Consider the following 23824-nt stretch of genomic DNA (forward strand, 5'->3'; position numbering starts at 1 on the left):
GCTGAAGCCGGGATTCGGTATGAACCGGCATTCCTCGCCTTGCAGCCGGCGAGAAACGGCACAATAAAAACGGGAGCAAGGAAATCGATTTTCCCTTACTCCCCGTGATAACTGACACTCGTATGTCTCAAATGTCGCGGCACCTAGATTCAGCGAGACCGCGATCGCGACTTCGTGGTGACAAGCTCCGGCTCCTCGGACGCCATGTAAAAGTCAAAGAATTGCTGGCCAGCGAAGTAGTCGGACATGGCCTTACGGACGGAGCGGAGTTGCTCGAGGAAGTGGGCGTACTGGCGAACGAGGTGGCGACGGCGATCGTCGGGCATCTGGAGGATGTCGGCGTAGTAGCGACGGCCCAACTCGGCGTCGTAGAAGCTCCAGAGCCGCTTGATGCGGATGCCGGTCTCCTCATCCTCGTAGTCGAGCATCCTCGCGTATTGACGCGCTTTCATCTTCTTGGCGTACGCAATCAATTCGGCGTCGGATTCATAACCGCTGTTGCGGTCGATCCAGTCCACGATCTCTTCGGTCGTCAGACGCGGTCCGTGCGTCTCGCAAAGCTCCTTGAGACTCACCACGATCTCGGCTGGTCCCATGCCTACCTCCCGCCGAATCGACCCGATGGATTTGATGGATGAGCCACTGTCGGCCCGATCACTAATTCGCTGCATCTCCTCTCGATTATATCGGTTACGCCATCGCGTGTCGATGGACTAGCGTACAAAGAGCGCAAATTTACATCCTGTTCAGGCATCAAGGGCTCGGTTTCATGCGTACAGCCCGCAAACACACCGATCACGGGTCCGCAAATTCATCACAATCGTCAAAATGTCCTAAAGGATAGGACGCTCCTTACTCTTCGGTTCCTCCAATCCGCACGGCTAATCACAGTTAGAAGATGCCCAGCGTGGCGAAGAGATCGCTGATGCGGCTGGCATTCCTTCGCATCGCCCCGGCGATGTTGGTGCTCCCCGTCGATCGTATCAAGCCGAGGGCCAGGTTCCGTAACGCCGCAAAGACCTCGGGGCCGAAGCCTTTGCGAATCCGGCTGGCATCTTCTCCCAGGCTCACGTCTCGCACATGGTGCGAGCGGTTCTCGATGGTCCAATGGCCGCGCGACCAGCGCAGGAGTTCCTCGGCACCGGCCATCGAACGCGGCACGCTGGTGATGAAGTGGCGGGTCTCCGTGGTGCGCTTGCCGTCGCGCAGCACGACCGAGTCGATTCGGCCGACCTGGCCCACTCCGGGCCAGTCCAGATAGCCGTTCAGGGCCGTCGTGGCCGTCGACGTGCGACGCTCGGTGCGGCCATGTCCTTTCTCCAAGGTGGTCGCTGTGTCGATGGCCTCAAGCCAGAGGCGCCGCTGCCGGGGGGGAAAGAGCCTCTACGGCTCCCGGGGCGAAGGCCGCTCGGATGTCGGCCGGGAGTGCGGGCTGATTGTCCTTGACCACCCAGAGGTAATGGCCGCCGCTGTCGACGATCTGACGGCTCAGGTCGCGTTGACAGAAGATGGCATCGCCGGTGATGAGACGGCCCTCGAGGACCAACCCCGAGAGGAGCTGGAGGGCGGCCTTATGTTCATTCGTCTTGTCCTTGGCGCCGTCGGGCACCTTGGCCTGGGCCACGGTCAGCCCGGATCGGTGGGCGACCAGCGAGAGCAGATGAACGGCTTTGTTCAGGCCATCGAAGCTGCCGCGAACCGACTTACCGTCCAGGGCGAAGGGGGCAAGGAGGCCTTCGTCCTCCGCGGGGATTTGGCCGAGCAGGGCCTCGGCCCAGCGGGTCAAGGCCGCCTCCAGTGCGGCCGGCGAGAGGGCCATGAGGACCTTGCGAATGCCGCCGGACTTGGGAGGACGCCTAGTGAATCCGAGGCGATGCATGAACGCGATGTCCTGGTCGTGGGCCCATTGGCCGATGGCGGCATAACTGCGGGAGCCACACATGATGGCGCAGCAGGCCAAGGCGAGGACGGCCGATAGGGGATGCTGGCGGCCGTGTCGACTGCGAGGGTCGAGGACCTCATCGAGGAAATGGAGCAAGCCGAGATTTGAGGGTGCGTCCATGCCAAGGATCTCGAAAGGGGTCGTTCTAAGCCGAAGACGCTTCTCTAACCTCCCCACAATGAATCCGTCAATAGCCCTGCTCCAATCCGGCCGTTCGTTGACGGGGCTCGACGGGCAAGTTAGCCTGGCGCCTCCGAACTCGATCGTTCATGATCTATTGAACAAGCATCGATTCACCTCCAAAAAGCGACGGAGTTCCCACCGATGTTCGCACGCGTCTTATGCGTCCTGACCCTGTGCCTGGCCTCGACGGCCCATGCGGCCGACGACGAGGGGTTCGTGACTCTCTTCGACGGCAAGGATCTCTCCGAATGGATCATCCCCGAGGGAGACAACGGCCACTGGAAGATCCTCGAGGGCGTCATCGACTACGACGCCAAGAGCGAGGCGAAGGGCAACAAGAACCTCGTCAGCAAGAAGGAATACGAGGATTTCATCCTCAAGATCGAGTGGCGCCTCAAAGAGACCCCCTACACGAACCCCCGCATTCCTTACGTCCTCCCCGACGGCACGCATGCCAGGGGCGTGGATGGGAAGCCGCTGACCCTCGCCCTGCCCGATAGCGACTCGGGGGTCTACCTCCGCGACGTGAAAGGTAAGAGCCAGGTCAACATGTGGTGTTGGCCCATCGGCTCGGGCGAAGTCTACGGCTACCGGATGGACGCAAAGCTGCCGCCGGCCGTCCGAAAAGGCGTGACCCCGAAGACCCAGGCCGACAAGCCCGTCGGGGAGTGGAATGACTTCGAGATCAAGCTCGTGGGCGACCGCTTGACGGTGGTCCTGAACGGCGTCACGGTCATCGAGGACGCCCAGCTCCCGGGGATCCCGGAAAAGGGCCCGCTCTCGCTCCAGCACCATGGCGGCTTCCGAGACGGCAAGTACACCGGCCCGCCCAGCCTCGTGCAGTTCCGCAACATCAAGATCAAGCCGCTGCCCCGCAAGTCAGCCGCCAAGGCCGATGACCGCGGTGCTGCCTCGTCCGGGTTCAAACAGGCGACCCGATAAAGCTCGAGCCGATTCGGCCTTTCCCGAACCTCTCTTCGTCCTCTACGATGGTAGGACGAGCCTGAACGCGTGATAACGTAGGGAGGTTCGGGAGGCCGCCCCATGATCCATCGCATCGCATCCGTCTCTATCGTCCTGGCCTGGTGTCTCACGTCGAGCACGTTAGCAGGCGAAGACGACGCCGCTGCCGCCGAACGCGGCCGGATCGCCTTGACCTTGCAGGGTTACCTCAAGCCGGCCTGGAAAGACTCGACGTATCGGAACGTGAGCCGGCTCTGGGGTAACGAGAAGGTCCCTGCCGACCTCTCCGACGCCGGATACGCCGAGGTTTTCAGTCGACGCTACGGCCTTCACCCCGCCCCCTATCCCAACGACGGCCTCCCCATGGGCCTGCGACGAGGGAACGGGCCCGACGGCTCGAAGACGGGGATCCAGATCGACTGCATGGTCTGCCACGGCGGCTCGATCGGCGGCACAAGTTATGTCGGCATCGGGAATTCGACGCTGGACCTGACCTCGCTCCTGCAAGAAATGACCCAGGCCGAGGGGAGACGCCTGCCGCCCAGCCTGTTCGTGCTGAATAGCGTGCGAGGCCCCGTCAACGCCGGGATGATCTCCGCCGTGCTGCTCGCCTTACGGAATCCCGACCTATCCTTCCGCGCCTTCCCGCTCTTACTCGGGGCTCGACTGCCCGAGATGGATACGCCGCCGTGGTGGCGGCTCGGTCGCAAGTCGACCATGTATTACGACGGCCGAACCGATGCGCGCTCGGTCCGGACCAACATGCAGTTTCTGATGGGTGAGAAGACTCTCAAGCAGTTTCAGGAACTCGAGCCGACCTTCCGGGACATCCAGGCGTATCTCAAGAGTCTCAAGCCGCCGAAGTACCCATTTTCAATCGACGCGGCGAAGTCAGGACGTGGCGAGCAGGTCTTCGCGAAGAATTGCGTCAAATGCCACGGTACGTACGGCCCGGATGGCAAGTACCCCAACAAGATTATCGAGTTGAAAGTGGTCGGCACCGACCCTGCCCGAGCCCTCGGACTCTCCGACCGCCTGGTCGCCCACTACAATACGACCTGGTTCGCCGCCGATCATCCCTCCGATGAGACGATGGTAGGCTATCAGGCCCCGCCCCTCGATGGTCTCTGGGCGACGGCCCCATTCCTTCACAATGGCTCGATCCCAACCTTGAAGGCACTCCTCCAATCGAGCCTGCGTCCCAAAAAGTTCAAACGGGCCGCCAATACCGACTTCGCCCACTTCGATCAGCGGGAGGTCGGCTGGAAGGTCGAGGTCATCGACGACTCAGCTCCCTCGGAAAAACCGCAGTCGTTCGTCGAGTCGCGTTCGACCTACGACACGTCGCGTTTCGGACTCGGTAATGGCGGCCACACCTATGGCGACAAACTGACCGACGACGAGCGGAGCGACCTGATCGAATACTTGAAAACACTCTGACCCGATCAGGCCGCTCGCCATCAATCAATCGCTGAGGATCAGTCGTCGGAGTTCTTCTCGATCGGTTGATCGACTGCCGGCTTCAAGGTTGTTTGCAGCGTCTTCGCGACGTCGCCCGCGACGCGGAAGGCTCGGAGCGCGTTCCCGCCGAGGATCTTGGCGATATCGGCGTCGGAATAGCCACGTCGAATGAGTTCCTCGGTGAGCTTGGGATAGCACGAAACGTCTTCGAGCCCGACCGGCCAGGACGTGATGCCGTCGAAGTCGGAGCCGATCCCGACATGGTCGATCCCGGCCACCTTCACGATGTGGTCGATGTGATCGGCCACATCCTTGATGGTTCCCCGAGGCATCTTGTAAGCCTTGTACCAGGCTTCGAAGGCCTTCTTGGCTTTTTCGGGGTCGGCGTTCTTCTCGCGAGCCTCGGCGCGGGCCTTGGACATCGCGCGGGCGGCCTCGGGGACGACGAAGGCCGAGTAGAAGTTGACCATCACCACGCCGCCGTTCTTCGGCAATTGCTTGAGGATCTCATCCGGGACGTTCCGAGGACTTGGCGCCACCGCAAAGGCGCTGGAGTGGCTCGCGATGACCGGCGCCTTGGCAATCCGTAAGACGTCCTCCATCGTCTCCGCCGAAACGTGGGAGATATCGACGAGCATCCCGAGACGGTTCATCTCGAGCACAACCCTTTCGCCAAATGGGGAGAGCCCGTGGCTCTTGGGCAGGTCCACGGCCGAGTCGGCCCAGTCGAGCGTCGTATTGTGCGTCAGGGTCATGTAGCGGGCGCCGAGGCGATGGAAAGCTCTGAGCATCGCCAAATCCTCCTCGATGGCGATCCCCCCTTCGATCCCGATGAGCGAAGCGATCTTGCCCGCCTTGACAATCCGCTCCACATCCGCGGCGTCGAGCGCGAGTTCCATGTCGTTGGGGTATCGGTCGACCATCCGGTGGACGATGTCGATCTGCTCGATCACTGTCCTGCCCGGATTTTCATGCTCGTTGGGGATGAAGACCGACCAGAACTGGGCTTTAAGGCCACCCTCGCGCATCCGGGGGATATCCGTCTGCCCCTTGGGGAGCTGCTTGGCCAGGTCAAGGGTCTCGAAATTAACGTCCCCTTCCTTCCGAAGGCTCCAGGGCAAGTCGTTATGACCGTCGAACACGAAGGCCGACGCGTGTATCCGTCGAGCCCGTTCGGCAATCTCGGCATCCGTGTCGGCTCCCGCCAGTCTCTCGGTCCCTATCCAGGCGACGACCAACCCCAGGACGAATCCCCATCGCATCGATAGCCTCTTTCCCGCGAAAACCTACGTTGCACAAGCGGCTCCCCAACCAGGGGCCCATTCTAGGGGTGTACGATGTCGAGATCCAGTCACCGGATCAATTCAACATGCTAGCGTTCTAAAGCGTTAGAATCTCAGCCCGCAACGGAGTGCGGTCACGAGACCTGGCGATTTGATATGGCAGGCACAACATGGAAGCTGGCGTTATCTCGGATCGAATGGGGTTCGACGGTCTGGAATCGGCAGTCCGGTTATTTCAATTCGAGCGGGAAAAGGCGATCAAGATCCCTGGCGAATCGGCGTGCAATTAGGTTACAATTCTTAGCCTTGTCTCCGACCATGTCGGCCGGAGTGTCTTGCAAGATGACATAAGGTGAGGTGTCCCGTGCCCTTCCGTCCTCGGAAAAAGAAGATGCGTCAGTCGAAGTACCATCGCTGCAAGCGCTGCGGGGGCCAGGTCCGCCGTCACATTGGTCGTTGCAAGAAGTGCTCGGAAGCCCAGTGAGACTAGGTCATCACGACCCTAGTTCATGGACCTCCGCCAGCTCGAAATGCCTGAATCTTCGGTGAGCAGGCCCCGTTTTCTCGAAGCCTGCTCCCGATCCTCTCCTTCGTCACCGGCTCGGCTCTAGCTCACGAGCCATCAATCGGCCGGTCGCGTCCCGGCGGGAATTCCTGTCTCGGAAGATCGGCTCAGAACGCGAACCGTCAGGTCCGACTGGACGCGTATCTGACAGGAGAGGCGAATGTCCGGCCCGAGTGACGCTTCGCGCGCGAGTCGGGTCTCTTCCGCCTCCTCCATCGGCCCGACATCTCCGGCAATTACCTGCACCCGGCAGGTCGTACACCTGGCATTCCCGCCGCAGCGGTGCATGATGTCGATCCCGGCATCCTCGATCGCGAGGACGAGCTTGACCCCGGCCTCGGCCAGGAATGTCTTTTCCCCTTCGACGGTCACTTGAGGCATCGTCAATCCGCTCCTTCTCAGGCTCATCCAGCAGTTTTCAGCGTCGGATAGACTAATGGAGACGCTCTCCACCGGGCAAGAGCCCGCCTCAGGCCGCCCCCCTCGTCATTTCACCTTTGCCATCACCTCGAATGTTCTGTGAAATGGCCCTCGGCACGTTCACAGGGTCGTGAAAATCCCGGGCCACTTCGTGGAGAAACGAACGCTCATCGGTTCTAGCGATTCGTGGCCCCCTATAATTCAAACCAGCCATGACGACATGGTTTCCCTCAGCGAGGAACCGCCTCAGATGTCGAATTCGGACCAGCGACTCTCGAACGGGGCGACAACTCGCGAGGGCCTCCGGTCGGTTGGCGAATTTCGTATCACTTGCGATTTGATGACCTGGCTGGCCGTGATGGTGGGGATCATACTGCGCGTCGCGGAGTATGCCCGCAACCGTTCGCTTTATCGCGATGAGGAATCGCTCCTGCTGAACCTCGTCAACCTGCCAGTCTTCGATCTCTGGACAAGGCTCACGGAGTACCAACTCGCGCCGCCGGGGTTCCTGATCCTTGAGCGGATTATGGTTAGGCTCCCCTTCCCTGTCGTGCCCTCCGCGCGTTTCATCCCTCTGCTCTGCGGCATCTCCTCGATGTTCCTCATGCGGAAGGTTGGGAAGGCATACCTCAATCGGGACGCGGTCCCCATCGCGGTGGCCTTCTTCGCCCTGTGCGACTACCTCCTCTATTACTCCTCGGAGATCAAGCAGTATTCAGGCGAGGTGATGTTTGCACTGCTGGGTTTCCTCGTCGCCGCTCGCCCCGTCGTGGATGAACTGTCGAACCGCAGGCGACTCGCGCTCCTCACTGCCTTCGGGGCGATTTCGACCTGGTTTTCCTTCTCGATGGCCCTGGTGCTGGGCGGACTCGGTCTTCGCTACGTATTCGTCGCCTGGAAGGCGCATCGCCGAGACCTCGTATTCAAAGCGTGCGGGATGTGCATGGTCTGGGGGATCAGCTTCGGCATCTGCTTCGGGATCGGTCAGAGGCTCCTCGACCGATCCGACAGCTTCATCAGCGACTGGTGGGCCTTCGCGTTCCTTCCGTTCCCGCCGAGGAGTCTCCGGCAACTGGATCAAACCTTCTGGCAACTGGCGAATGTCTTCATCAACCCTGCATGTTTGCATACGCCGCTCAATGAGCCTTATTCGGGCCTGGTCGACCTCGCGGTCTTCCTGCTCGGCGTCGTCTCGCTCGCGAGACGCTGGCGCGGCGGTACTTTCTTATTACTCGCGCCACTGGCTTTCGCACTCGCTGCCTCCGTCCTCGAAAAATATCCCTTCCATGGCCGACTCCTTCTCTTCTTGATCCCTACGATCCACCTCTTCACAGCCCAGGGGGTGTTGGCTTTCGGACAGCGCTTCGGTCGATTCGCCGCCATCCTGCTCGCCTCCTTTTTGCTCTTTCAACCGATCGCGAATTGTTTGTGGAACGAACTCGTCATGGTGAGGTCGCGTACGTTCGACTCGCACGGAGACCTCTATCCCGACCTCCTCGACTATTTCGAGATCAGGGAGCACAGGGAGAAAATAGACAAACATTTTCGATTGGACGGCCTTCCGAGCAGGATTCAAGAATAGTTCGACAAGCCGGCTCCGACGAAAATGTGCCCGAGGCTTTCTTCAAAGCAACGCCGTCCCGATACGAGTTCAAATCGCGCGAACTCAGTCCTTTTTGGTCTTGGACTGACTTCAAAACACATCGAATCCATCTCTTCTAACGCTCGAGTATTCCCGGTTAAATCAAGCTCGAGACGCACGAACCCGGCCTGGTTTCAAGGCGGGTTTACGGGTCTTGGCAAGCGCATCCGTTTCCGCCATACTATCGCTCCAAATCGGAAGCCCTCTCCCCACAAGGGGAAACGGGTCTCATTCTTCGGATGCTGGGGGATGACATGGCCGGTCAGACACAGAGAATCGACAAGCTCCGAGAATTGGCGAGGAATCTTTGGTGGACCTGGCAACCTAACGTCATCAGCTTGTTCCGAGAGCTCGACCCCCAGCTCTGGCGTGACATCGATCACAATCCGATCGAGTTCCTCAAGCGCCTTCCCGACGACGTCCTCCAGCGTCGGGCCGCCGAGATGGCGCTCGACTCCCGGATCGACTATGCCTTCCGCCGCCTGTCGGAGTATCTGAAGAACACCGACTCCTGGGGCGCGATCTACGCGGCGAACCTCCGCGCCCGACCCGTCGCCTATTTCTCGGCCGAGTTCGGCCTGCATGAGAGCCTGCCGATCTACTCGGGCGGCCTCGGCGTGCTGGCGGGCGACCACCTCAAGAGCGCGAGCGACCTCGGCATTCCCCTCGTCGGCATCGGCCTACTCTATGACCAGGGCTACTTCCGACAGAGTCTGGACGAGAACGGATGGCAGCGAGAGAGCTACCTCAACGCCAACCCCGACCTCCTCCCGATCGAGAAGGTCAACGGCGAAGATGGCAGGCCCCTCCTGATCTCGATCGACACGCACAACGGCGTCTTGCACTCGCAGGTCTGGCGCGTCGAGGTCGGCAGGACGACCCTGCTGCTCATGGATGCGAACGTCCCCGAGAATTCCGAAAGCGACCGCAAGCTGACGGCCCGGCTTTACGGCGGAGACGCCCGCGTCCGCATCCGCCAGGAGCTCTTGCTCGGCGTCGGCGGCATCCGAGTCCTCAGGGCGCTCAACATCGCCCCGTCGGTCCTCCACCTCAACGAAGGCCATAGCGCCTTCGCCGGCCTCGAGATGATCCGGTCCGAGATGGAGATGAACGCCGTGCCCTTCGGCGACGCGATGCGTGACGTCGCCCAGATCACGGTATTCACCACCCACACGCCGGTCGCCGCCGGCCACGATCGCTTCGGAGCCCAACTTGTCGAGGAGAACCTCGGCAAGATCCGCGAGGGCCTGCACCTCTCGTACGACGACTTCATGGGCCTCGGCCGCGTCTATCCGGGCGATACGAGCGAGCTTTTCTGCATGACCGTGCTAGCCCTCAAGCTCTCGAGGCACGCCAACGGCGTCAGCGCCCTCCACGGCCTGGTCTCGCGACGGATGTGGCACCCACTCTATCCGAACCGCACGGAAGAAGCGGTCCCCATCGGGCACATCACCAACGGCGTCCACGTCTCGAGCTGGGTCGCCCCCCAGATGCACTTCCTCCTCGACCGCCACCTCGGGCCCGAGTGGCCCAAGCGGATGCGGCACCCGGAGACCTGGGAAGGCGTCACGAGCATCGAGGACGCCGAGCTCTGGGAAACCCAGCAAGTCCTCAAAGCCAGGCTCATCGAGTTCGTGCGCCGTCGCCTCGTCGCGCAGGCCGAGAAGCGGAACGAGGGCGAGGCTTCGATCAAGAACGCGAGCACCGCGCTCGACCTAAACGCCCTGACGATCGGCTTCGCCCGCCGATTTGCAACTTACAAGCGGGCAGGCCTGGTCCTCCAGGACATCGAGCGGATTGCAGCGTTGATCAACTCGAGCGATCGGCCTATCCAGTTCATCTTCGCGGGGAAGGCTCACCCCGAAGACCAGTACGGCAAGGAACTGATCCAGGGCATCGTCCGGCTCACGCACCAGGCCAACCTGACCCATCGCCTCGTCTTCGTGGAAGACTACGACATGAACGTGGCCAGGCAGCTCGTCCAGGGGGTCGACGTCTGGCTGAACAATCCGCGACGTCCCCAGGAGGCGAGCGGAACCTCGGGCCAGAAGGCCCTCCTTAACGGTGCCCTCAACTTCTCGATCCTGGACGGCTGGTGGGGAGAGGCTTACGACGGCGCGAACGGCTTCGCCATCGGCGGTGGCCAGTCGCACTCGGTCCCGTCAATCCAGGACGAGCGCGATCACAAGGCCCTCGTCGACACCCTGACGAACCAGGTCATCCCCCTCTATTACACGAGGGATTCGTCGGGCCTGCCGCGTGGCTGGATCGCCCGCCAGAAGAATGCCCTGCGCTCGCTGGCCTGGCGTTTCAACGCCGACCGCATGGTCATGGACTACGTCCAGAGCAGCTACCTGCCGGCGGCGGGCGGCATCTCGTGCGCCGTGCCCCAGTCCTGAGGCATTCGACAACCGGGAGCCTGAGTCTGACTTATGGCAGGACGCAGGCTCTCCCCGTTGGGCAATGGCCGGCCGATCTGCTAACCTTGAGGTGCCAACGATTTTCGGCTCAGTCTAGTCCTCCCAGGGCGAGCGCATGATCGGCGAGAAGCTCGGATCGTTTCGAGTCGAGGAAATTCTCGGAACGGGAGCGATGGGTGTCGTCTACCGGGCGATCAGCGAGACGACCGGCCGTCCCGCGGCCGTGAAGGTCATCAGCGGCGAGGTCGCCCAGCGCAGCAAGAGCTACGAGCGCTTCCGCCGCGAGGCGGAGATCCTCCAGCAGTTCCGCCACCCGAACATCGTTCGCTTCCTGGCGCTGGGCCGTTACCAGGGGACGTCGTACTTCGCCATGGAGTACGTCGCGGGAGAGAACCTCGAGCAACTCCTCAACCGTCGAGGCCCCTTGCCCTGGCGCGAGGCGGTTGATTTTGGGATCCAGGTCTCCGAGGCCCTCCAGTACGCCCACGAACACGGCGTCGTTCATCGCGACCTGAAGCCATCGAACCTCATGGTCTCCGAGAAGGGTCGCGTGAAGCTGACCGACTTCGGGATCGCCAAGGATCTCGACGCCACGGCGCTCACCGCCACAGGGCGTACGCTCGGCACCGCGGCCTACATGGCCCCCGAGCAGATCCGAGGCGCCCCGGCGATCAGCCACAAGACCGACCTCTATGCCCTCGGTGTGGTCCTCTACCAGATCCTGACGGGCCGACCCACATTCGAGGGGACCTCGGCCGTCGTCCTGATGCATTGCCACCTCAACGAGCCGGCGCCCAGGCCGAGCGCCAAGGTGGCCGAGATCCCGGTTGCCCTCGACAAGCTGATCGTGCAACTCCTCGCCAAGGATCCGGCCGACCGCCCCTGGGATGCCGCGGCAGTTGCGTTAGCCTTGACGGAGATCCGCGACAAGGCCAGCCGGGGCGAGACCGTCCCCATGGTCTGGCCAACCGATGGCGACCCCACCATCAATCCCGTTAGGACGGGCCTGGAGCCGACCAAGAAAGCCAAGAAGCCCTCGACGTCGAAGGCGAACAAGAGGATTTTCGTCCCCGAGCGGCAGCACATTGAGATCGGCCTACTCGTCCTCGCGCTCGTCGCGATGAGCGGGTTCCTGGGATACATGCTCTGGCCGTATAGCGAGGAGTACCTCTACAGCCAGGCCAATATCCTGATGGCCTCCGAGCATCGCTCCGACTGGGAACGGGCGCGTGAGAAGTACCTCGACACACTGGATCGCCGGTTCCCCGAGAGTAAATACCGGTCGACGGTCCAGTCCTGGCGGGATCGGATCGAGCTCTCCCGGGCGATTGATCGAGCTGTGTACCTCGAGACGCCCCATCCCACGCCGATCAACAAGACGCAGAACGTCGGGGAAGATAGCTACGTCCAGTATTTCAGCCTTGCCTCCGAGGCATCGAAACGTCACGACGACCTACTCGCGATCCATTACTGGGATCAGATGTCAGCCAATCTCAAGGACAAGGAATTCGACCCCGAGATACGGCGCTGGTATTTGCTGGCCCAGAAGCGTTCGGAAGACCTGAAATCCGCGGTGGAGCAACGACGGAGGCTCGTCACGAGCCTACTCGAGCAACTCGCGAAGGCGCGGACCATGAATCGCGCCACCGAGGTCGCCAACATCGCCAACAGCATCATGACCCGATACGGCGACTACACCGACCTTACGGATGTGCTGTCCGAGGCAGGCCTGACGCTACCCTCACCCGAGGCGGCCGTGCCCGAGCCGTCGGCTCCCCCGGTCGACGAAAAGCGCGCCACCCCGCCGGGGCTCGACAAGGAGAAGCCGGCCGAGCCCGAAAAGCCCGAAGTCTCAGCTCCCAAGTCGATCTGAGCGCCCGCTGGAAGGCCTCGCGATGACTCTCTCACCGATCACGCGATAATGCAGCTTCGCGACAGGTGTGGGTCGGTCAGGCTTTCGATGGCCTTGATCACGGCTCGAGCAATCTTGCCCCCTCCGGGACCGGAGGGTTCGATGCGCGAAGCGGGGGAATAGTCCGAGGCCTCGTTGCAGATCAGTCGGAGGTCGATCAAGGGAAGACCGGCACGGAAGGCCTCGCGCAAAATGACTTCATTGAAGAGGCTCAACCCGCTTTCAAGGGCCGGCTCCAGATCCGGGATCGCGTCGTAAATGGTACAAACAAAGGTGGGCAGACCACGCTCCAGGGTCGCCTGTAGCATGGCTCGGTAGTCTCGCTGAAATTCTGAGCGAATGATCGCCAGCCGGGTCATGACCTCGGAGTAGGATCGCGCTGCCCCATTCAGAATGAGGCTGCCGTGATCGAGTGCGTTATTCCCGCCGGCACTGACGATCAGGTGCGTGGCGTCCGATGGGAGTCGCATTAACTGGCCGAGCACCCCGTCGGTCGCTGCCCCGTCCGTTGCGAGGAGCGTCGCCTTCCATCCTTTCGGCAGGATTCGCCGCAAGTGCTCGATGACCGATGGCCCACCGGGGACGTAACTCGCGTTGTCGAAGATAGAATCGCCCAGCAGAACCACGTGTCCCATCGAGTTCACCCCGCCCACAAGTGAAGTCTGATCTTCGCCCGAGAAAGCGATCAGCGTAGTAGCTTGCACATGAACACCGGCTTAATCGCTAGCTCATGACATTATAGCCATCGACTCCATTCTTATCGTGAATCAAAAAATGTCCTCGCCAGGAATCGAACCTGGTCTTCGACCTTCGCAAAGTCGCGTGCCTTCCATCACACTTCGAGGACGTGTGGGATCCCTTGGAACCGGGGAATAGACGTTTCCTCCGCCCGGGAGTCGAACCCGGTCTTGCGGCTCCGAAGACCGCCGTGCTTCCGTCACACCCGCGGAGAGTGCCCTTGCCAGGAGTCGAACCTGGCCCTCGACTTTCGGAGAGTCGCGTGCCTTCCTGCACACCTCAAGGGCATTGACCGAGCAGGGATGCAAGGATTCGAACCCTGTACGCGAGTGTTGGAATCTCGCTGCTCTCCCAGGAGCACATCCCTATCCCTATCCCAAGCGCTCAGAGACGGCTGAGGACGGGTTCGTCATCGAGGAACTTCGCCCAGCTCTCGGACCTGTCGCCGTGCGACGAATAGAACGGCTTCCAGTCGGGGCGACTCGGGGCCTTGCGGAGCCGCATGCCGGCCTGCTCAGGCGTCCGGTCGGCCTTGCGGCCGTTGCAGTTCGTGCAGGCCGCCACGCAGTTCGTCCAGGTCGAGGCGCCGCCGTGGGCCCTCGGGATCACGTGGTCGATGGTGATGAGCTCCCAGCCGGGCTGAATGCCGCAATATTGGCACGAATGATGATCCCGCTTGGCGACATTACGGCGGCTGAACGTCACCGCCTGCCCCGGGAGCCGATCATAGCGAGCCAGGCAGACGACCTCGGGGACCCGGAGACGAAACCTGGCCGAGCGGATGCAAGGGGCGTCGATCGCAGCTTCGAGGCTCGACCACTCATCCCAGGTCATGAGCTGGTATTCATCCGGGTCGACGACCCGGGCGACCTCGTTCCAGATCATGACCAGGGCTCGAGCCACCGAGCAGACACCCACCGCTTGCCAGTGGCGATTCAGGACGAGCGTCGGTCGATTGAGGACATTCCGAACCATTGCTGCGACTCCCCCCGGAGATGTGCCCGACCGGGATCGAACCGGCACCGTCCGCCTCACAAGCGGGTGTGCTGCCATTACACCACGGACACAGCGGAAGGGGCGGGAGTTGAACCCGCAAGGCTCATCGCTCGCCCGCCTTCCAAGCGGGTCCCGTCGCCGATCGGGTGGCCCTTCCTTTCAACTCGCCTGCGCTAACAGTGGCCCCGGATGGAGTCGAACCATCGCTCTTCCCCATGTCACGGGAATGTCTTTGCCGTTAGACGACAGGGCCAGTCTCGAACCATAGTGCCCCGACCGGGAGTCGAACCCGGAACCCCTCGTTAGGACCGAGGTGTGATCATCCGCTTCACCATCGGGACGAGCGGAAGGTGAGGGATTCGAACCCTCATTCCCCTTGCGAGGGAAACCGCATTAGCAATGCGGCCCGGCCAACCGTATCCGGCTACCTTCCGACGACGACCTGAGTGGACAGCCGGGGAATCGAACCCCGATCTCCTGGGTGCAAACCAGGCATCTTCCCGTTGAGACTAGCCGCCCGTGAGTTTTGTGTTTACGCGTGGGCCTTTCGGCGGATTCAAATCCGCCAAACGCCCTCTCGAATCGTCCCGGATGGAGTCGAACCATCGTCGCCTGGATGTAAGCCAGGAGTCGTGCCGTTGGACCACGGGACGGGTCAAAACGTCTTCGGTCAGGAACACATCTCGATTCGATGACGAGTCTCAGGCCCCGGTATCGATCCGGGCGAATCGGCCTTATGACGACCGATGGGGCACCTGCCCAGCCTGAGCATAAGAACCGAAAAAGTGGCCACGGGGAGATTCGAACTCCCACGTCTCGAGGACTCGGGCCTCTCAGACCCGCGCGTCTACCGTTCCGCCACGTGGCCATGTTGTCTACGGACGAACTTCACTGACGACCGAGTGGGTGATGGAGGAGTTGAACCTCTCGCCTTCCGCCTCACAAATTACTTTGGCAACGGTTTTACAGACCGCCGTGAGGAGCATCACCCTAGTTGGAGCGAGACCACGGGGAGTCGAACCCCGAGCTGCGCATCGACAGTGCGCGATGTTGCCGTTACACCATGGTCCCAATAGTCGCATCCGCATAGCTCGGGAGGGATTCGAACCCTCAGCATCTCTCGTTCTGAGCAAGAGTGGTCTGCCAGTTGCCTACCGAGCTGTCCGCGCCGGACCTCGACATGTCGAAGTCGAGATCCGAGATCCGGGGGCTGGAATCGAACCAGCGACCTCCACGTTCAGAGCGTGGTGCGGCTACCAGCAGCCACCACCCCGGAGTATTGCCAAGCCTTCTCGGCGAGGTTCGGGAAGGAGGATTTGAACCTCCACCTCCTGATTCAAAGTCAGGTCGCCTACCGTTAGCGGATTCCCGAGAGCGTCCTTCGGGAGTCGAACCCGCCTGTCGGGTTTGGAAGACCCGTGCCTTTGCCGCTCGGCCAAGGACGCAATGTGTTTCAAACGTTCATTCGCTCACACAAGTCGACACTCAGCGGAGAGGGAGGGAGTCGAACCCTCAAGGCTCATCGCTCGACCGACTTCGAATCGGGTGCCGTCGCCAATCGGCTTGCCTCTCCTCATGCTTGACGAGCACCGGCGGGAGGACTCGAACCTCCAATCGTCGCCTTAACAGGGCGCCGCCTTACCGTTAGGCCACACCGGTCAGAAACTTCGGCCCCGACCATTCGAGGCGAGACCGAGTCAAGGCGGCCGGATTCGAACCGGCGTTCTCCTGCTCCCGAAGCAGGCGGAGTACCATGCTTTCCCACGCCTTGAAGTAACGCAGAGTGTCCAGTGGGAGTCGAACCCACGCTTCCGCCATGGCAAGGCGGGAGGCTACCGCTACATCATGGACACATCACGACGCACCGAATTGTCACAGGAGCGAGAGCACCGAGCAGGAGTCGAACCTGCGTTGCCGCATTACGGGTGCGGTGTCCTGGCCTCTGGACGACCGGTGCCGAACGAGTCGAGTTGGGATCGGAGGGACTCGAAGCCTCACCCACTGATTAAGAGTCAGGCATGCCGCCGGTAACACTTCGATCCCTTCAGTCTGCGAGATCGGCCCGGGAGGAATCGAACCTCCGCCTTGCGGTTATCGGCCGCATGTTCTACCGCTGAACTACAAGCCGAATCCGTCATGCTCAGGCCCTTTTCACGACGTCATTTCATGACATCATTCGAGGATGGGGTCAGAGGGATTCGAACCCTCGCTTCCCAGCTTAAAAGGCCGGTGTGCTGCCATTACACCACGACACCGAGATATCATGATTAATATCATGAATTTATTCGCTAATAGGTAAATAGTTTAATTTAAAGAGTCGGGACGGCCGGACTCGAACCGGCGATCTCCTGCTCCCAAGGCAGGCGGATTACCAGGCTTTCCCACGTCCCGTCGTGCGGAATCCATCATGGCGTCCTGATTTGAACTGATGTTCTCGAGCTCCCCGAGCCCGCGGATTGCCGGGCTTTCCCAGGCCTTGAATCGACTGACACCGAGTAGCCCGTGAGGGAGTTGAACCCTCATTTCCGCTTTGAAAGAGCGGTGTCCTTCCACTAGACGAACGGACCAAATCGCGTCGCGGGAGTGGGCCGGGGGGCGCTCGAATCCCCGTCTGCGGTGTTTCAAACCGCCGCTACGCCATCTCAGCTACCGACCCGTGCCAAGAAAAAGGCCCGGTGTCCTCGGGACACCGGGCCTTGAGCCACCACGAAGATGGGTGCGGCCGAGTGTCACCAGGGATTAGGATCGAGGTCGTACGAAGTCGCAGGACGGAGGCTGGAAATCCAACCTAGCATCTGCGGGCTTCGATATCGTTCATTGAAAAACGTCACGATAACCTCGTTATTGCTGGGATCTTGATGATTGCCGAGCGAGTTGTTGACTCATGTTTTGGTGTCAATCACCCGCTTACACCCATAGAGACGCGCCTCGCCTCGATGATGTTCGCGCGAATTCGAGGATTTCTCGAATCGACGTTTGAGACTATAAGCCGGGCCCGCCCAAGCCCGGATGTTCTCGATGGATAGGCTGTAAGAGTCGCGGTGATTACGTCATAATTTCGAGGATTCGCGGGCTCGCCGCGATCCTGCCTCCCGGCGCATCGAGAGAGACCATGCCGAACTCAAAAGCAGTCGCAATAGCCTGGACGGTCTTCATGCTGATCCTCATCTGGATTCCAGGACACTGGTTCAACATGGTGGAAGACAATGTCCCGGGGCCATACTTCTCCCTGGACAAGGTCATCCACTTCAGCCTCTTCATGTTCTTCGGCTTCTTCTGGACGAGGACCGCTCCGGACCTGCGACGGATCCTGCCTGTCCTATTGGTCGGTATCTTTCTGGCCGTCGTGAGCGAACTGGTTCAGGGGCTCCCGGCAATCAAGCGCGATCCAGACAAGATGGATGCCCTCGCCGATGTGCTCGGTTTGTTCGCGGGCGTATTGTTGCAACTCGGCTGGGTGGGTTTTCGAAATCGAACGAAGTCCGTCGAGGCCGGCACTTCTTGACGGACGTGTCAATCCTGTGATGACGCGACCCACTCAGACTTGATTTTCGGAAGCCGTAATTGTTCGCAAACCAATCCGATGAGCCGACGACGGCCGCTTCCGGTAGATTGATCTCTTAAATTCCTGCCTCAATCGCAGCAAAACCTTCCCAGTCAAAACACTCTCTGCGTCCGATAAAAGCCACCGCGTGACGGAAATGACAAATTCGAGGGGTATCTGCCAAAAAGGCAGAAACCCAAACGTCACTCACCCCACCTCTCAAATCCTAAATCGATTACTCATTACGATTTAGGGATCAATACAGGCATCGGTACACGAGTTGCAAATCAAGGGTGCGAGAACTCACCGAAACGGGTGCGTGCGTTAGCGGTTGCCCTTGTGTCGTTGGCGGCGCGAGGGTGAACGACGACGACAATTGTGAGCGTCGAAGGAGAATTCACCGTGGCGAAGATGTTGGCCTACGATGAGGAGGCCCGCCAGAAGCTGGCGAATGGCGTGTCCAAGCTGGCTCGGGCTGTCCGAAGCACCTTGGGTCCGCGCGGCCGCAACGCCGTCATCGATAAGGGCTGGGGGAGCCCGACCGTCACCAAGGATGGCGTGACCGTGGCCGAGGAGATCGAGCTGACCGACCCTTATGAAAATATGGGTGCGCAGCTCGTCAAGGAAGCCGCCAGCAAGACCTCCGACGCCGCGGGCGACGGCACGACCACGGCCACCGTCCTGGCCGAGGCCATCTACAAGGAAGGCCTCCGGGCCCTGGCCGCCGGCGCCGACCCGATGGGCCTGAAGCGCGGCATCGACAAGGCGGTTGCCGCCGTCGTCGAGCACGTCAAGGGCCAGTCCAAGAAGGTCTCCGGCAAGAAGGAGATCACCGAGGTCGCCGCCATCGCCTCGAACAATGACAAGGTCATCGGCGAGAAGCTGGCCGACGCGTTCGAGAAGGTCGGCACCGACGGAGTCATCACCGTCGAGGAAGGCAAGGGATTCGAGACCAGCGTCGACGTCGTCGAGGGCATGCAGTTCGACCGCGGCTATCTCTCGGCACACTTCGTCACCGACCAGGATCGCATGGAAGTCGTCCTCGACGACGTCTACCTCCTGATCTACGAGGAGAAGATCAGCTCCCCGCAGAAGCTGATCCCGGTCCTCGAGCTGATCGCCCGGGCCAACAAGCCGCTCCTGATCATCGCCGAGGACGTCGAAGGCGAAGCCCTCGCGACTCTCGTCGTGAACAAGCTCCGCGGCATCCTCAAGGTCGCCGCCGTCAAGGCGCCCGGCTACGGCGATCGCCGCAAGGCCATGCTCGGCGACATCGCCGTGCTGACCGGCGGCAAGCCCATCTTCAAGGACCTCGGCGTCGAGCTCGACGGCGTCCAGCTCACCGACCTCGGCCGCGCCCGCAAGGTCACGATCAGCAGCGAGAATACGACCATCGTCGAGGGTGCCGGCACCCAGGACGAGCTCAAGGGTCGGACCGAGCTGATCCGCCGCGAGATCACCCAGACCGATAGCGAGTACGACCGCGAGAAGCTCCAGGAGCGTCTCGCCAAGCTCGCCGGCGGCGTGGCCCAGATCAACGTCGGTGCCGCGACCGAGACCGAGATGAAGGAGCGGAAGGCCCTCGTCGAGGACGCCCTTCACGCCACCCGTGCCGCGATCGAAGAAGGCGTCGTCCCCGGCGGCGGCACGGCCCTGATCCGTGCGGCCTCGGCCCTCGACGCGCTGAAGCTGACCGGCGACGAGGCCCTGGGCGTCGCGATCATCCGTCGCGCCCTCGAGCAGCCCGCCCGATCAATCGCCGAGAACGCCGGCATCGACGGCTCGGTCGTCGTCAACAAGATCCAGAAGTCGAAGGAAACCAATTTCGGCTACAACGCCGAGAACGGCACCTGGGGCGACATGCTCGCCGCGGGCATTGTCGACCCTGCCAAGGTGACGCGCTCTGCCCTGCAGAACGCCGCCTCGGTCGCCGGCCTGCTCCTCACCACCGAAGCCATCATCTGCGAGCCCAAGAAGAAAGCCGAAGCGGCGGGTCATCACGATGACCACGGCGGTGGCATGGGCGGGATGGGTGGCATGGGCGGGATGGGTGGCATGGGCGGAATGGGGATGATGTAATCTCCTCACCTTCGTCATCTTGTTGAATACGGTTGCGATTCTATACCAGAGAGCCGGCTCCCGCGAAGGGAGCCGCCTTGGAACGAACAGAGATAAGGATAGTTCCGATGGCCAGCATCAAGATTCGTCCGCTCGAAGATCGCGTTGTGATCAAGCAGATTGAGGCCGAAGAAAAGACGGCCGGCGGTATCGTGCTCCCGGACACCGCCAAGGAAAAGCCCCAGCGCGGCCTCGTCGTCGCCGTGGGTCCTGGCAAGCTCCTCGACTCCGGCGAGCGCGCCACGATCGGCGTCGTCGAAGGCGATGAGGTCCTCTTCGGCAAGTACTCCGGCACCGAGATCAAGGTGGACGGCGAAGAGATCAAGATCCTCCGCGAAACCGACATCCTCGCGAAGATCGTCAAGTAATCCGCCTCCGCGTTCTCGACCCTCGGCGCCCGACAATTCTCGGGCGTCTGGGGTGGGATCTCGCTTTCCCGGATGGTCTCGAGCGAGCGACGGTGCCAACCGAGTTGCCTTGGGGTTTGAGCCCTCGATACGGCCTCCCCTCCTCGATTCTTTCGGGCGACACCGTCCCACTTTCCGCACACATAGCACACCGCATCTCGCAGTAGGGGGAGTTCTCGTGGCAAAGCAACTGCTCTTTTCCGACGCCGCTCGCCGCAAGATGCTTGATGGCGTCGACATCCTGGCCCATGCCGTGGGCACGACGCTCGGGCCGACCGGGCGTAACGTCATCTTGAGCAAGTCCTTCGGTGGCCCGAACGTCACCAAGGACGGCGTCACCGTCTCGAAGGAAATCGAGCTGGCCGACCCGTTCGAAAACATGGGCGCCAAGCTCGTCAACGTCGTGGCATCGAAGACGTCGGACGTCGCCGGCGATGGCACGACCACGGCCACCATCCTGGCCCGCGCCATCTTCCGCGAAGGCCTCCGCAACATCACCTCGGGTGCCAATCCGACGGCGGTCCGTCGAGGGATCGACAAGGCGGTCGAAGCCGCCGTCACCGAGCTCCGCGATAAGATCTCCCGGCCGGTTTCCAAGAAAGAGGAGATCGCCCAGGTCGGCACCATCTCCGCGAACAACGACCCCACGATCGGCGAGATGCTCGCCGATGCGGTCGAGCGAGTTGGCCGCGACGGTGTGATCACCGTCGAGGAAGGTAAGACCGCCAGCACGACGCTCGAGTTCGTCGAGGGCATGCAGTTCGACAAGGGGTATCTCTCCCCTTACTTCGTCACCAGCCCCACGACGATGGAAGTCATCTTCGACGACGCCCTGATCCTCCTCCACGAGAAGAAGATCAGCAGCCTCCGCGAGATGATCCCCCTCCTCGAGCAGGTGGCCCAGTCGGGCAAGCCGCTCCTGATCATCGCCGAGGATGTTGACGGCGAAGCCCTCGCGGCCCTCGTCGTGAACAAGCTCCGCGGCGTCCTGAACATCGCGGCGGTCAAGGCCCCCGGCTTCGGCGATCGCCGCAAGGCGATGCTGGGCGACATGGCCATCCTGACCGGCGGCACGGTCATCAGCGAAGACCTCGGCCTCAAGCTCGAGAAGCTCACGCTCAAGGAGCTGGGCCGGGCCAAGCAGGTCAAGGTCAACAAGGACAGCACCACCTTGATCCAGGGTGCCGGCAGCAAGGCCGACATCCAGAAGCGGATCGACCAGCTCCGCCGCCAGATCGAAGAGACCGAGAGCGAGTACGACAAGGAGAAGTTCCAGGAGCGGCTCGCCAAGCTCTCCGGGGGCGTCGCCCTGATCAACGTTGGCGCCGCGACCGAAGCCGCCATGAAGGAGACCAAGGCCCGCGTCGAAGACGCCCTCCACGCGACGCGAGCCGCGGCCGAGGAAGGCATCGTCCCGGGCGGCGGCACCGCCCTGCTCCGCGTCGCCCCGGCCGTCCAGAAGGTCTATGAGGAACTGTCCGGCGACGAGAAGCTCGGCGCCGCCATCATCCTCCGGGCCCTGGAAGAGCCGGTCCGCCACATCTCCTCGAACTCCGGCTTCGACGGCGGCGTCGTCGCCGACGAGGTCAAGAGCCGTGAAGGCTCGGTTGGCTTCAACGCGAACTCCGGCGAATACGTCGACATGTTCGCAGCCGGCATCGTCGACCCGACCAAGGTCACCCGCTCTGCCCTGCAGAACGCGGCCTCGATCGCGGCCCTGATGCTCACCACCGAGGCCATGATCACGAACATCCAGGACGACGAGAAGGACAACGCTCCTCGCGCCGAAGGTTCGGTCCGCTAAGACCGTTTCCGAATCGAGGGCCGGGTTCGGACAGGGCTGTCCACCCGGCCTCTTTTTTTGAGCCGCCCAATCAACGAAGCGCACCCACGAACCAATATCAATCGGTTCCGAACGTCCAGCATCCGTTCGAAGTTACTTCACCTCGCCCACATCATCCACACTGGAGGCAGGTCGCTCGGTGCGGTGTCCCGTTTCGGCGAAATATGATATCATTGACACGCCGAAAATGGGCCGAACCCTTGACCTGCGTGAGACGCCATGCCGATGGCAACAACGAAGCGTGATTACTACGAAGTGCTCGGGCTGAAGCGAGAAGCGACCCCCGAAGAGATCAAAAAAGCCTATCGGCAACTGGCTCTCAAGAATCACCCCGACAAGAATCCGGGCGATGCGGAGGCGGAGAAACGCTTCAAGGAAGCCGCGGAGGCTTATGAGGTCCTCTCCGACCAGGCCAAACGCCAGCGCTACGATCGCTACGGCCACGCGGGCATGGAAGGCGCGGGGGTGCATGATTTCCGCAACGCCGAAGACATCATGTCGGCGTTTAGCGACATCTTCGGCGGCGGCCTCTTCGGCGACCTCTTCGGGCAGCAGCGCAAACGCGGCCCCAGGCCTGGCCAGGATCTCCTCTACAAACTTGAAATCGAACTCGTCGAGGCGGCCCGAGGCACGACCAAGGCGATCGACATCAATCGCCAGGAAGCCTGCGGCGATTGCAAAGGTTCGGGCGCTCGCAAAGGAACCGTTGCGACCACCTGCAATTACTGCGGCGGTCAGGGTCAGGTCGTGCAGTCGCGTGGGTTCTTCCAGGTGGCCTCGACCTGCCCCTCCTGCGGCGGCGAAGGGGTCCGCGTGACCGACCCTTGCCCGAGTTGCCGAGGGTCAGGTCGTGTGCCGTCGGTCGCCCACCTCAAGGTGGACGTACCCCCTGGCGTCGAGAGCGGGATGTGGCTCCAGCTCCGAGGCCAGGGAGAGCCCGGGGATCCGGGGGCTCCTCGCGGCAATCTACGCATCCAGATCATGGTGCGTAAGCATCCGTTCTTCGAACGGAACCGCAACGACCTGCTCTGCCAGGTCCCGATCAGCTTCCCGCAAGCGGCCCTCGGCGCCGACATCGAGGTCCCGACCCTCGACGGCCCCGACCGACTCCACGTCCCCAAGGGGACCCAGAGCGGCGAGGTGCTCAAGCTCAAGACGCGAGGAATGCCGGACATCAGCGGCCGAGGCCGGGGCGACCTGCTGATCGAGGTCATCGTGGAGACCCCTCGCCACCTCAGCGTCCGCCAGGAAGAGCTGCTCCGCGAGCTGGCCGAGATCGAGCACGAGGACGTCAGCCCCAAGCGCAAGAGCTTCTTCGAAAAGCTCCGAGACTACTTCACCGAGGATGCCGAACCCGGGGAATCCGAGGAATCGTGAGCCCCGTGAT

General features: G+C 61.8%; 17 protein-coding genes and 26 tRNA genes. 10 read left to right on the top strand and 33 right to left on the bottom strand.

The genetic code is table 11. The features are described from left to right. Positions 1 to 149: 149 nt before the first annotated feature. The 3 genes from ACOYYX_RS30745 to ACOYYX_RS30755 form a co-directional block, all read right to left on the bottom strand. Positions 150 to 596, bottom strand: coding sequence for a hypothetical protein (locus ACOYYX_RS30745; protein WP_422926514.1), 447 nt, complete (start codon positions 594 to 596; stop codon positions 150 to 152). Between the two features lie 295 nt (positions 597 to 891). Beyond that, positions 892 to 1323 carry an ISAs1 family transposase gene (locus ACOYYX_RS30750; RefSeq protein ID WP_422922865.1) on the bottom strand — a complete coding sequence of 144 codons (432 nt, stop codon included), beginning with the start codon at positions 1321 to 1323 and terminating at the stop codon, positions 892 to 894. Between the two features lie 22 nt (positions 1324 to 1345). After that, positions 1346 to 2062, bottom strand: coding sequence for an ISAs1 family transposase (locus tag ACOYYX_RS30755; protein ID WP_422926515.1), 717 nt, complete (start codon positions 2060 to 2062; stop codon positions 1346 to 1348). A gap of 204 nt (positions 2063 to 2266) precedes the next feature. On the opposite strand from ACOYYX_RS30755, the gene ACOYYX_RS30760 reads away from it, so the two are divergent. Both ACOYYX_RS30760 and ACOYYX_RS30765 read left to right on the top strand, forming a co-directional pair. Next, positions 2267 to 3067 (top strand): 3-keto-disaccharide hydrolase, encoded by an 801-nt coding sequence (locus tag ACOYYX_RS30760; RefSeq protein ID WP_422926516.1) that lies wholly within the window; start codon positions 2267 to 2269, stop codon positions 3065 to 3067. A 102-nt stretch (positions 3068 to 3169) separates the two neighbouring features. Next, positions 3170 to 4528: a hypothetical protein gene (locus tag ACOYYX_RS30765; RefSeq protein WP_422926517.1), complete on the top strand. Its 1359-nt coding sequence runs from the start codon at positions 3170 to 3172 to the stop codon at positions 4526 to 4528. Between the two features lie 38 nt (positions 4529 to 4566). On the opposite strand, the gene ACOYYX_RS30770 is transcribed toward ACOYYX_RS30765, so the two are convergent. Together ACOYYX_RS30770 and ACOYYX_RS30775 are read right to left on the bottom strand one after the other, a co-directional pair. Next, positions 4567 to 5811, bottom strand: coding sequence for a dipeptidase (locus tag ACOYYX_RS30770; RefSeq protein ID WP_422926518.1), 1245 nt, complete (start codon positions 5809 to 5811; stop codon positions 4567 to 4569). Positions 5812 to 6454: 643 nt separating this feature from the next. Continuing rightward, the gene (locus ACOYYX_RS30775; RefSeq protein WP_422926519.1) at positions 6455 to 6778 is read right to left on the bottom strand and encodes a 2Fe-2S iron-sulfur cluster-binding protein; all 324 of its coding nucleotides are present in this window, start codon (positions 6776 to 6778) and stop codon (positions 6455 to 6457) included. Between the two features lie 289 nt (positions 6779 to 7067). On the opposite strand from ACOYYX_RS30775, the gene ACOYYX_RS30780 reads away from it, so the two are divergent. The 3 genes from ACOYYX_RS30780 (at position 7068) to ACOYYX_RS30790 (ending at position 12752) form a co-directional block, all read left to right on the top strand. Further along, positions 7068 to 8399 (top strand): hypothetical protein, encoded by a 1332-nt coding sequence (locus tag ACOYYX_RS30780; protein WP_422926520.1) that lies wholly within the window; start codon positions 7068 to 7070, stop codon positions 8397 to 8399. 314 nt (positions 8400 to 8713) lie between these two features. Next, entirely contained in the window at positions 8714 to 10858 is a 2145-nt protein-coding gene (glgP, locus tag ACOYYX_RS30785; RefSeq protein ID WP_422926521.1) for an alpha-glucan family phosphorylase, read from the top strand. A 193-nt stretch (positions 10859 to 11051) separates the two neighbouring features. Further along, on the top strand, positions 11052 to 12752 hold the full coding sequence (locus ACOYYX_RS30790) for a serine/threonine-protein kinase (protein ID WP_422926522.1): 1701 nt from the start codon (positions 11052 to 11054) through the stop codon (positions 12750 to 12752). A 38-nt stretch (positions 12753 to 12790) separates the two neighbouring features. Here ACOYYX_RS30790 and ACOYYX_RS30795 read toward each other — a convergent pair whose 3' ends face one another. The 28 genes from ACOYYX_RS30795 to ACOYYX_RS30930 form a co-directional block, all read right to left on the bottom strand. After that, positions 12791 to 13426, bottom strand: a complete 636-nt coding sequence (locus tag ACOYYX_RS30795) for an SGNH/GDSL hydrolase family protein (protein WP_422926523.1) — start codon at positions 13424 to 13426, stop codon at positions 12791 to 12793. Between the two features lie 246 nt (positions 13427 to 13672). Continuing rightward, positions 13673 to 13743 (bottom strand) — tRNA-Arg (locus tag ACOYYX_RS30800). 1 nt (position 13744) lies between these two features. Beyond that, positions 13745 to 13816: transfer RNA gene (locus ACOYYX_RS30805), tRNA-Arg, on the bottom strand. Positions 13817 to 13913: 97 nt separating this feature from the next. Continuing rightward, entirely contained in the window at positions 13914 to 14504 is a 591-nt protein-coding gene (locus ACOYYX_RS30810; RefSeq protein ID WP_422926524.1) for an HNH endonuclease, read from the bottom strand. Between the two features lie 21 nt (positions 14505 to 14525). Then, positions 14526 to 14596, bottom strand: a tRNA-His gene (locus ACOYYX_RS30815). A 2-nt stretch (positions 14597 to 14598) separates the two neighbouring features. Further along, a tRNA-Ser gene (locus ACOYYX_RS30820) sits at positions 14599 to 14682 on the bottom strand. A 23-nt stretch (positions 14683 to 14705) separates the two neighbouring features. After that, positions 14706 to 14778, bottom strand: a tRNA-Val gene (locus ACOYYX_RS30825). Between the two features lie 15 nt (positions 14779 to 14793). Beyond that, a tRNA-Arg gene (locus ACOYYX_RS30830) sits at positions 14794 to 14866 on the bottom strand. 3 nt (positions 14867 to 14869) lie between these two features. After that, positions 14870 to 14958, bottom strand: a tRNA-Ser gene (locus tag ACOYYX_RS30835). 14 nt (positions 14959 to 14972) lie between these two features. Then, positions 14973 to 15044, bottom strand: a tRNA-Ala gene (locus ACOYYX_RS30840). Positions 15045 to 15107: 63 nt separating this feature from the next. Next, a tRNA-Val gene (locus ACOYYX_RS30845) sits at positions 15108 to 15178 on the bottom strand. A gap of 133 nt (positions 15179 to 15311) precedes the next feature. Beyond that, positions 15312 to 15393: transfer RNA gene (locus ACOYYX_RS30850), tRNA-Leu, on the bottom strand. A gap of 132 nt (positions 15394 to 15525) precedes the next feature. Continuing rightward, positions 15526 to 15596 (bottom strand) — tRNA-Asp (locus ACOYYX_RS30855). A 16-nt stretch (positions 15597 to 15612) separates the two neighbouring features. Next, a tRNA-Leu gene (locus tag ACOYYX_RS30860) sits at positions 15613 to 15686 on the bottom strand. Positions 15687 to 15726: 40 nt separating this feature from the next. Further along, a tRNA-Gln gene (locus ACOYYX_RS30865) sits at positions 15727 to 15801 on the bottom strand. A 25-nt stretch (positions 15802 to 15826) separates the two neighbouring features. Continuing rightward, positions 15827 to 15897, bottom strand: a tRNA-Gln gene (locus tag ACOYYX_RS30870). Position 15898: 1 nt separating this feature from the next. After that, positions 15899 to 15970: transfer RNA gene (locus tag ACOYYX_RS30875), tRNA-Gly, on the bottom strand. Positions 15971 to 16014: 44 nt separating this feature from the next. Beyond that, positions 16015 to 16098, bottom strand: a tRNA-Ser gene (locus ACOYYX_RS30880). Positions 16099 to 16112: 14 nt separating this feature from the next. Then, a tRNA-Asn gene (locus ACOYYX_RS30885) sits at positions 16113 to 16184 on the bottom strand. 38 nt (positions 16185 to 16222) lie between these two features. After that, positions 16223 to 16296 (bottom strand) — tRNA-Pro (locus tag ACOYYX_RS30890). A gap of 11 nt (positions 16297 to 16307) precedes the next feature. Further along, positions 16308 to 16378: transfer RNA gene (locus ACOYYX_RS30895), tRNA-Gly, on the bottom strand. A 32-nt stretch (positions 16379 to 16410) separates the two neighbouring features. After that, a tRNA-Thr gene (locus ACOYYX_RS30900) sits at positions 16411 to 16482 on the bottom strand. Positions 16483 to 16496: 14 nt separating this feature from the next. Further along, a tRNA-Lys gene (locus ACOYYX_RS30905) sits at positions 16497 to 16568 on the bottom strand. Positions 16569 to 16582: 14 nt separating this feature from the next. Further along, positions 16583 to 16653: transfer RNA gene (locus ACOYYX_RS30910), tRNA-Ile, on the bottom strand. A 55-nt stretch (positions 16654 to 16708) separates the two neighbouring features. Beyond that, positions 16709 to 16780: transfer RNA gene (locus tag ACOYYX_RS30915), tRNA-Lys, on the bottom strand. Positions 16781 to 16842: 62 nt separating this feature from the next. Continuing rightward, positions 16843 to 16916 (bottom strand) — tRNA-Pro (locus tag ACOYYX_RS30920). Positions 16917 to 17021: 105 nt separating this feature from the next. Continuing rightward, positions 17022 to 17092: transfer RNA gene (locus ACOYYX_RS30925), tRNA-Glu, on the bottom strand. A 17-nt stretch (positions 17093 to 17109) separates the two neighbouring features. Next, a tRNA-Phe gene (locus ACOYYX_RS30930) sits at positions 17110 to 17181 on the bottom strand. Positions 17182 to 17679: 498 nt separating this feature from the next. On the opposite strand from ACOYYX_RS30930, the gene ACOYYX_RS30935 reads away from it, so the two are divergent. The 5 genes from ACOYYX_RS30935 to dnaJ all read left to right on the top strand — a co-directional run bounded on the left by ACOYYX_RS30935 (position 17680) and on the right by dnaJ (position 23814). Further along, positions 17680 to 18030, top strand: a complete 351-nt coding sequence (locus tag ACOYYX_RS30935; RefSeq protein ID WP_422926525.1) for a hypothetical protein — start codon at positions 17680 to 17682, stop codon at positions 18028 to 18030. 441 nt (positions 18031 to 18471) lie between these two features. Next, positions 18472 to 20148, top strand: coding sequence for a chaperonin GroEL (gene groL / locus ACOYYX_RS30940; protein ID WP_422926526.1), 1677 nt, complete (start codon positions 18472 to 18474; stop codon positions 20146 to 20148). A gap of 107 nt (positions 20149 to 20255) precedes the next feature. Further along, complete coding sequence (gene groES / locus ACOYYX_RS30945) at positions 20256 to 20555, top strand: co-chaperone GroES (protein WP_422926527.1); 300 nt, start codon at positions 20256 to 20258, stop codon at positions 20553 to 20555. Positions 20556 to 20772: 217 nt separating this feature from the next. After that, the gene (groL, locus tag ACOYYX_RS30950; protein WP_422926528.1) at positions 20773 to 22398 is read left to right on the top strand and encodes a chaperonin GroEL; all 1626 of its coding nucleotides are present in this window, start codon (positions 20773 to 20775) and stop codon (positions 22396 to 22398) included. A 258-nt stretch (positions 22399 to 22656) separates the two neighbouring features. Then, positions 22657 to 23814 (top strand): molecular chaperone DnaJ, encoded by a 1158-nt coding sequence (gene dnaJ, locus ACOYYX_RS30955; protein WP_422926529.1) that lies wholly within the window; start codon positions 22657 to 22659, stop codon positions 23812 to 23814. Positions 23815 to 23824: the final 10 nt, after the last annotated feature.

The sequence above is a fragment of the Singulisphaera chitinilytica genome, assembly GCF_049331405.1.
Taxonomy (GTDB): domain Bacteria; phylum Planctomycetota; class Planctomycetia; order Isosphaerales; family Isosphaeraceae; genus PoT.

Coding starts and splice junctions, on each gene's coding strand:
- ACOYYX_RS30775 (WP_422926519.1), bottom strand. CDS start 6,778: ATGCCTCAAGTGACCGTCGAAGGGGAAAAGACATTCCTGGCCGAGGCC.
- ACOYYX_RS30790 (WP_422926522.1), top strand. CDS start 11,052: ATGGGTGTCGTCTACCGGGCGATCAGCGAGACGACCGGCCGTCCCGCG.
- dnaJ (WP_422926529.1), top strand. CDS start 22,657: ATGCCGATGGCAACAACGAAGCGTGATTACTACGAAGTGCTCGGGCTG.
- ACOYYX_RS30810 (WP_422926524.1), bottom strand. CDS start 14,504: ATGGTTCGGAATGTCCTCAATCGACCGACGCTCGTCCTGAATCGCCAC.
- ACOYYX_RS30770 (WP_422926518.1), bottom strand. CDS start 5,811: ATGCGATGGGGATTCGTCCTGGGGTTGGTCGTCGCCTGGATAGGGACC.
- ACOYYX_RS30935 (WP_422926525.1), top strand. CDS start 17,680: ATGCTGATCCTCATCTGGATTCCAGGACACTGGTTCAACATGGTGGAA.
- ACOYYX_RS30760 (WP_422926516.1), top strand. CDS start 2,267: ATGTTCGCACGCGTCTTATGCGTCCTGACCCTGTGCCTGGCCTCGACG.
- ACOYYX_RS30795 (WP_422926523.1), bottom strand. CDS start 13,426: ATGGGACACGTGGTTCTGCTGGGCGATTCTATCTTCGACAACGCGAGT.
- ACOYYX_RS30755 (WP_422926515.1), bottom strand. CDS start 2,062: ATGGACGCACCCTCAAATCTCGGCTTGCTCCATTTCCTCGATGAGGTC.
- ACOYYX_RS30765 (WP_422926517.1), top strand. CDS start 3,170: ATGATCCATCGCATCGCATCCGTCTCTATCGTCCTGGCCTGGTGTCTC.
- glgP (WP_422926521.1), top strand. CDS start 8,714: ATGGCCGGTCAGACACAGAGAATCGACAAGCTCCGAGAATTGGCGAGG.
- ACOYYX_RS30780 (WP_422926520.1), top strand. CDS start 7,068: ATGTCGAATTCGGACCAGCGACTCTCGAACGGGGCGACAACTCGCGAG.
- ACOYYX_RS30745 (WP_422926514.1), bottom strand. CDS start 596: ATGGGACCAGCCGAGATCGTGGTGAGTCTCAAGGAGCTTTGCGAGACG.
- groES (WP_422926527.1), top strand. CDS start 20,256: ATGGCCAGCATCAAGATTCGTCCGCTCGAAGATCGCGTTGTGATCAAG.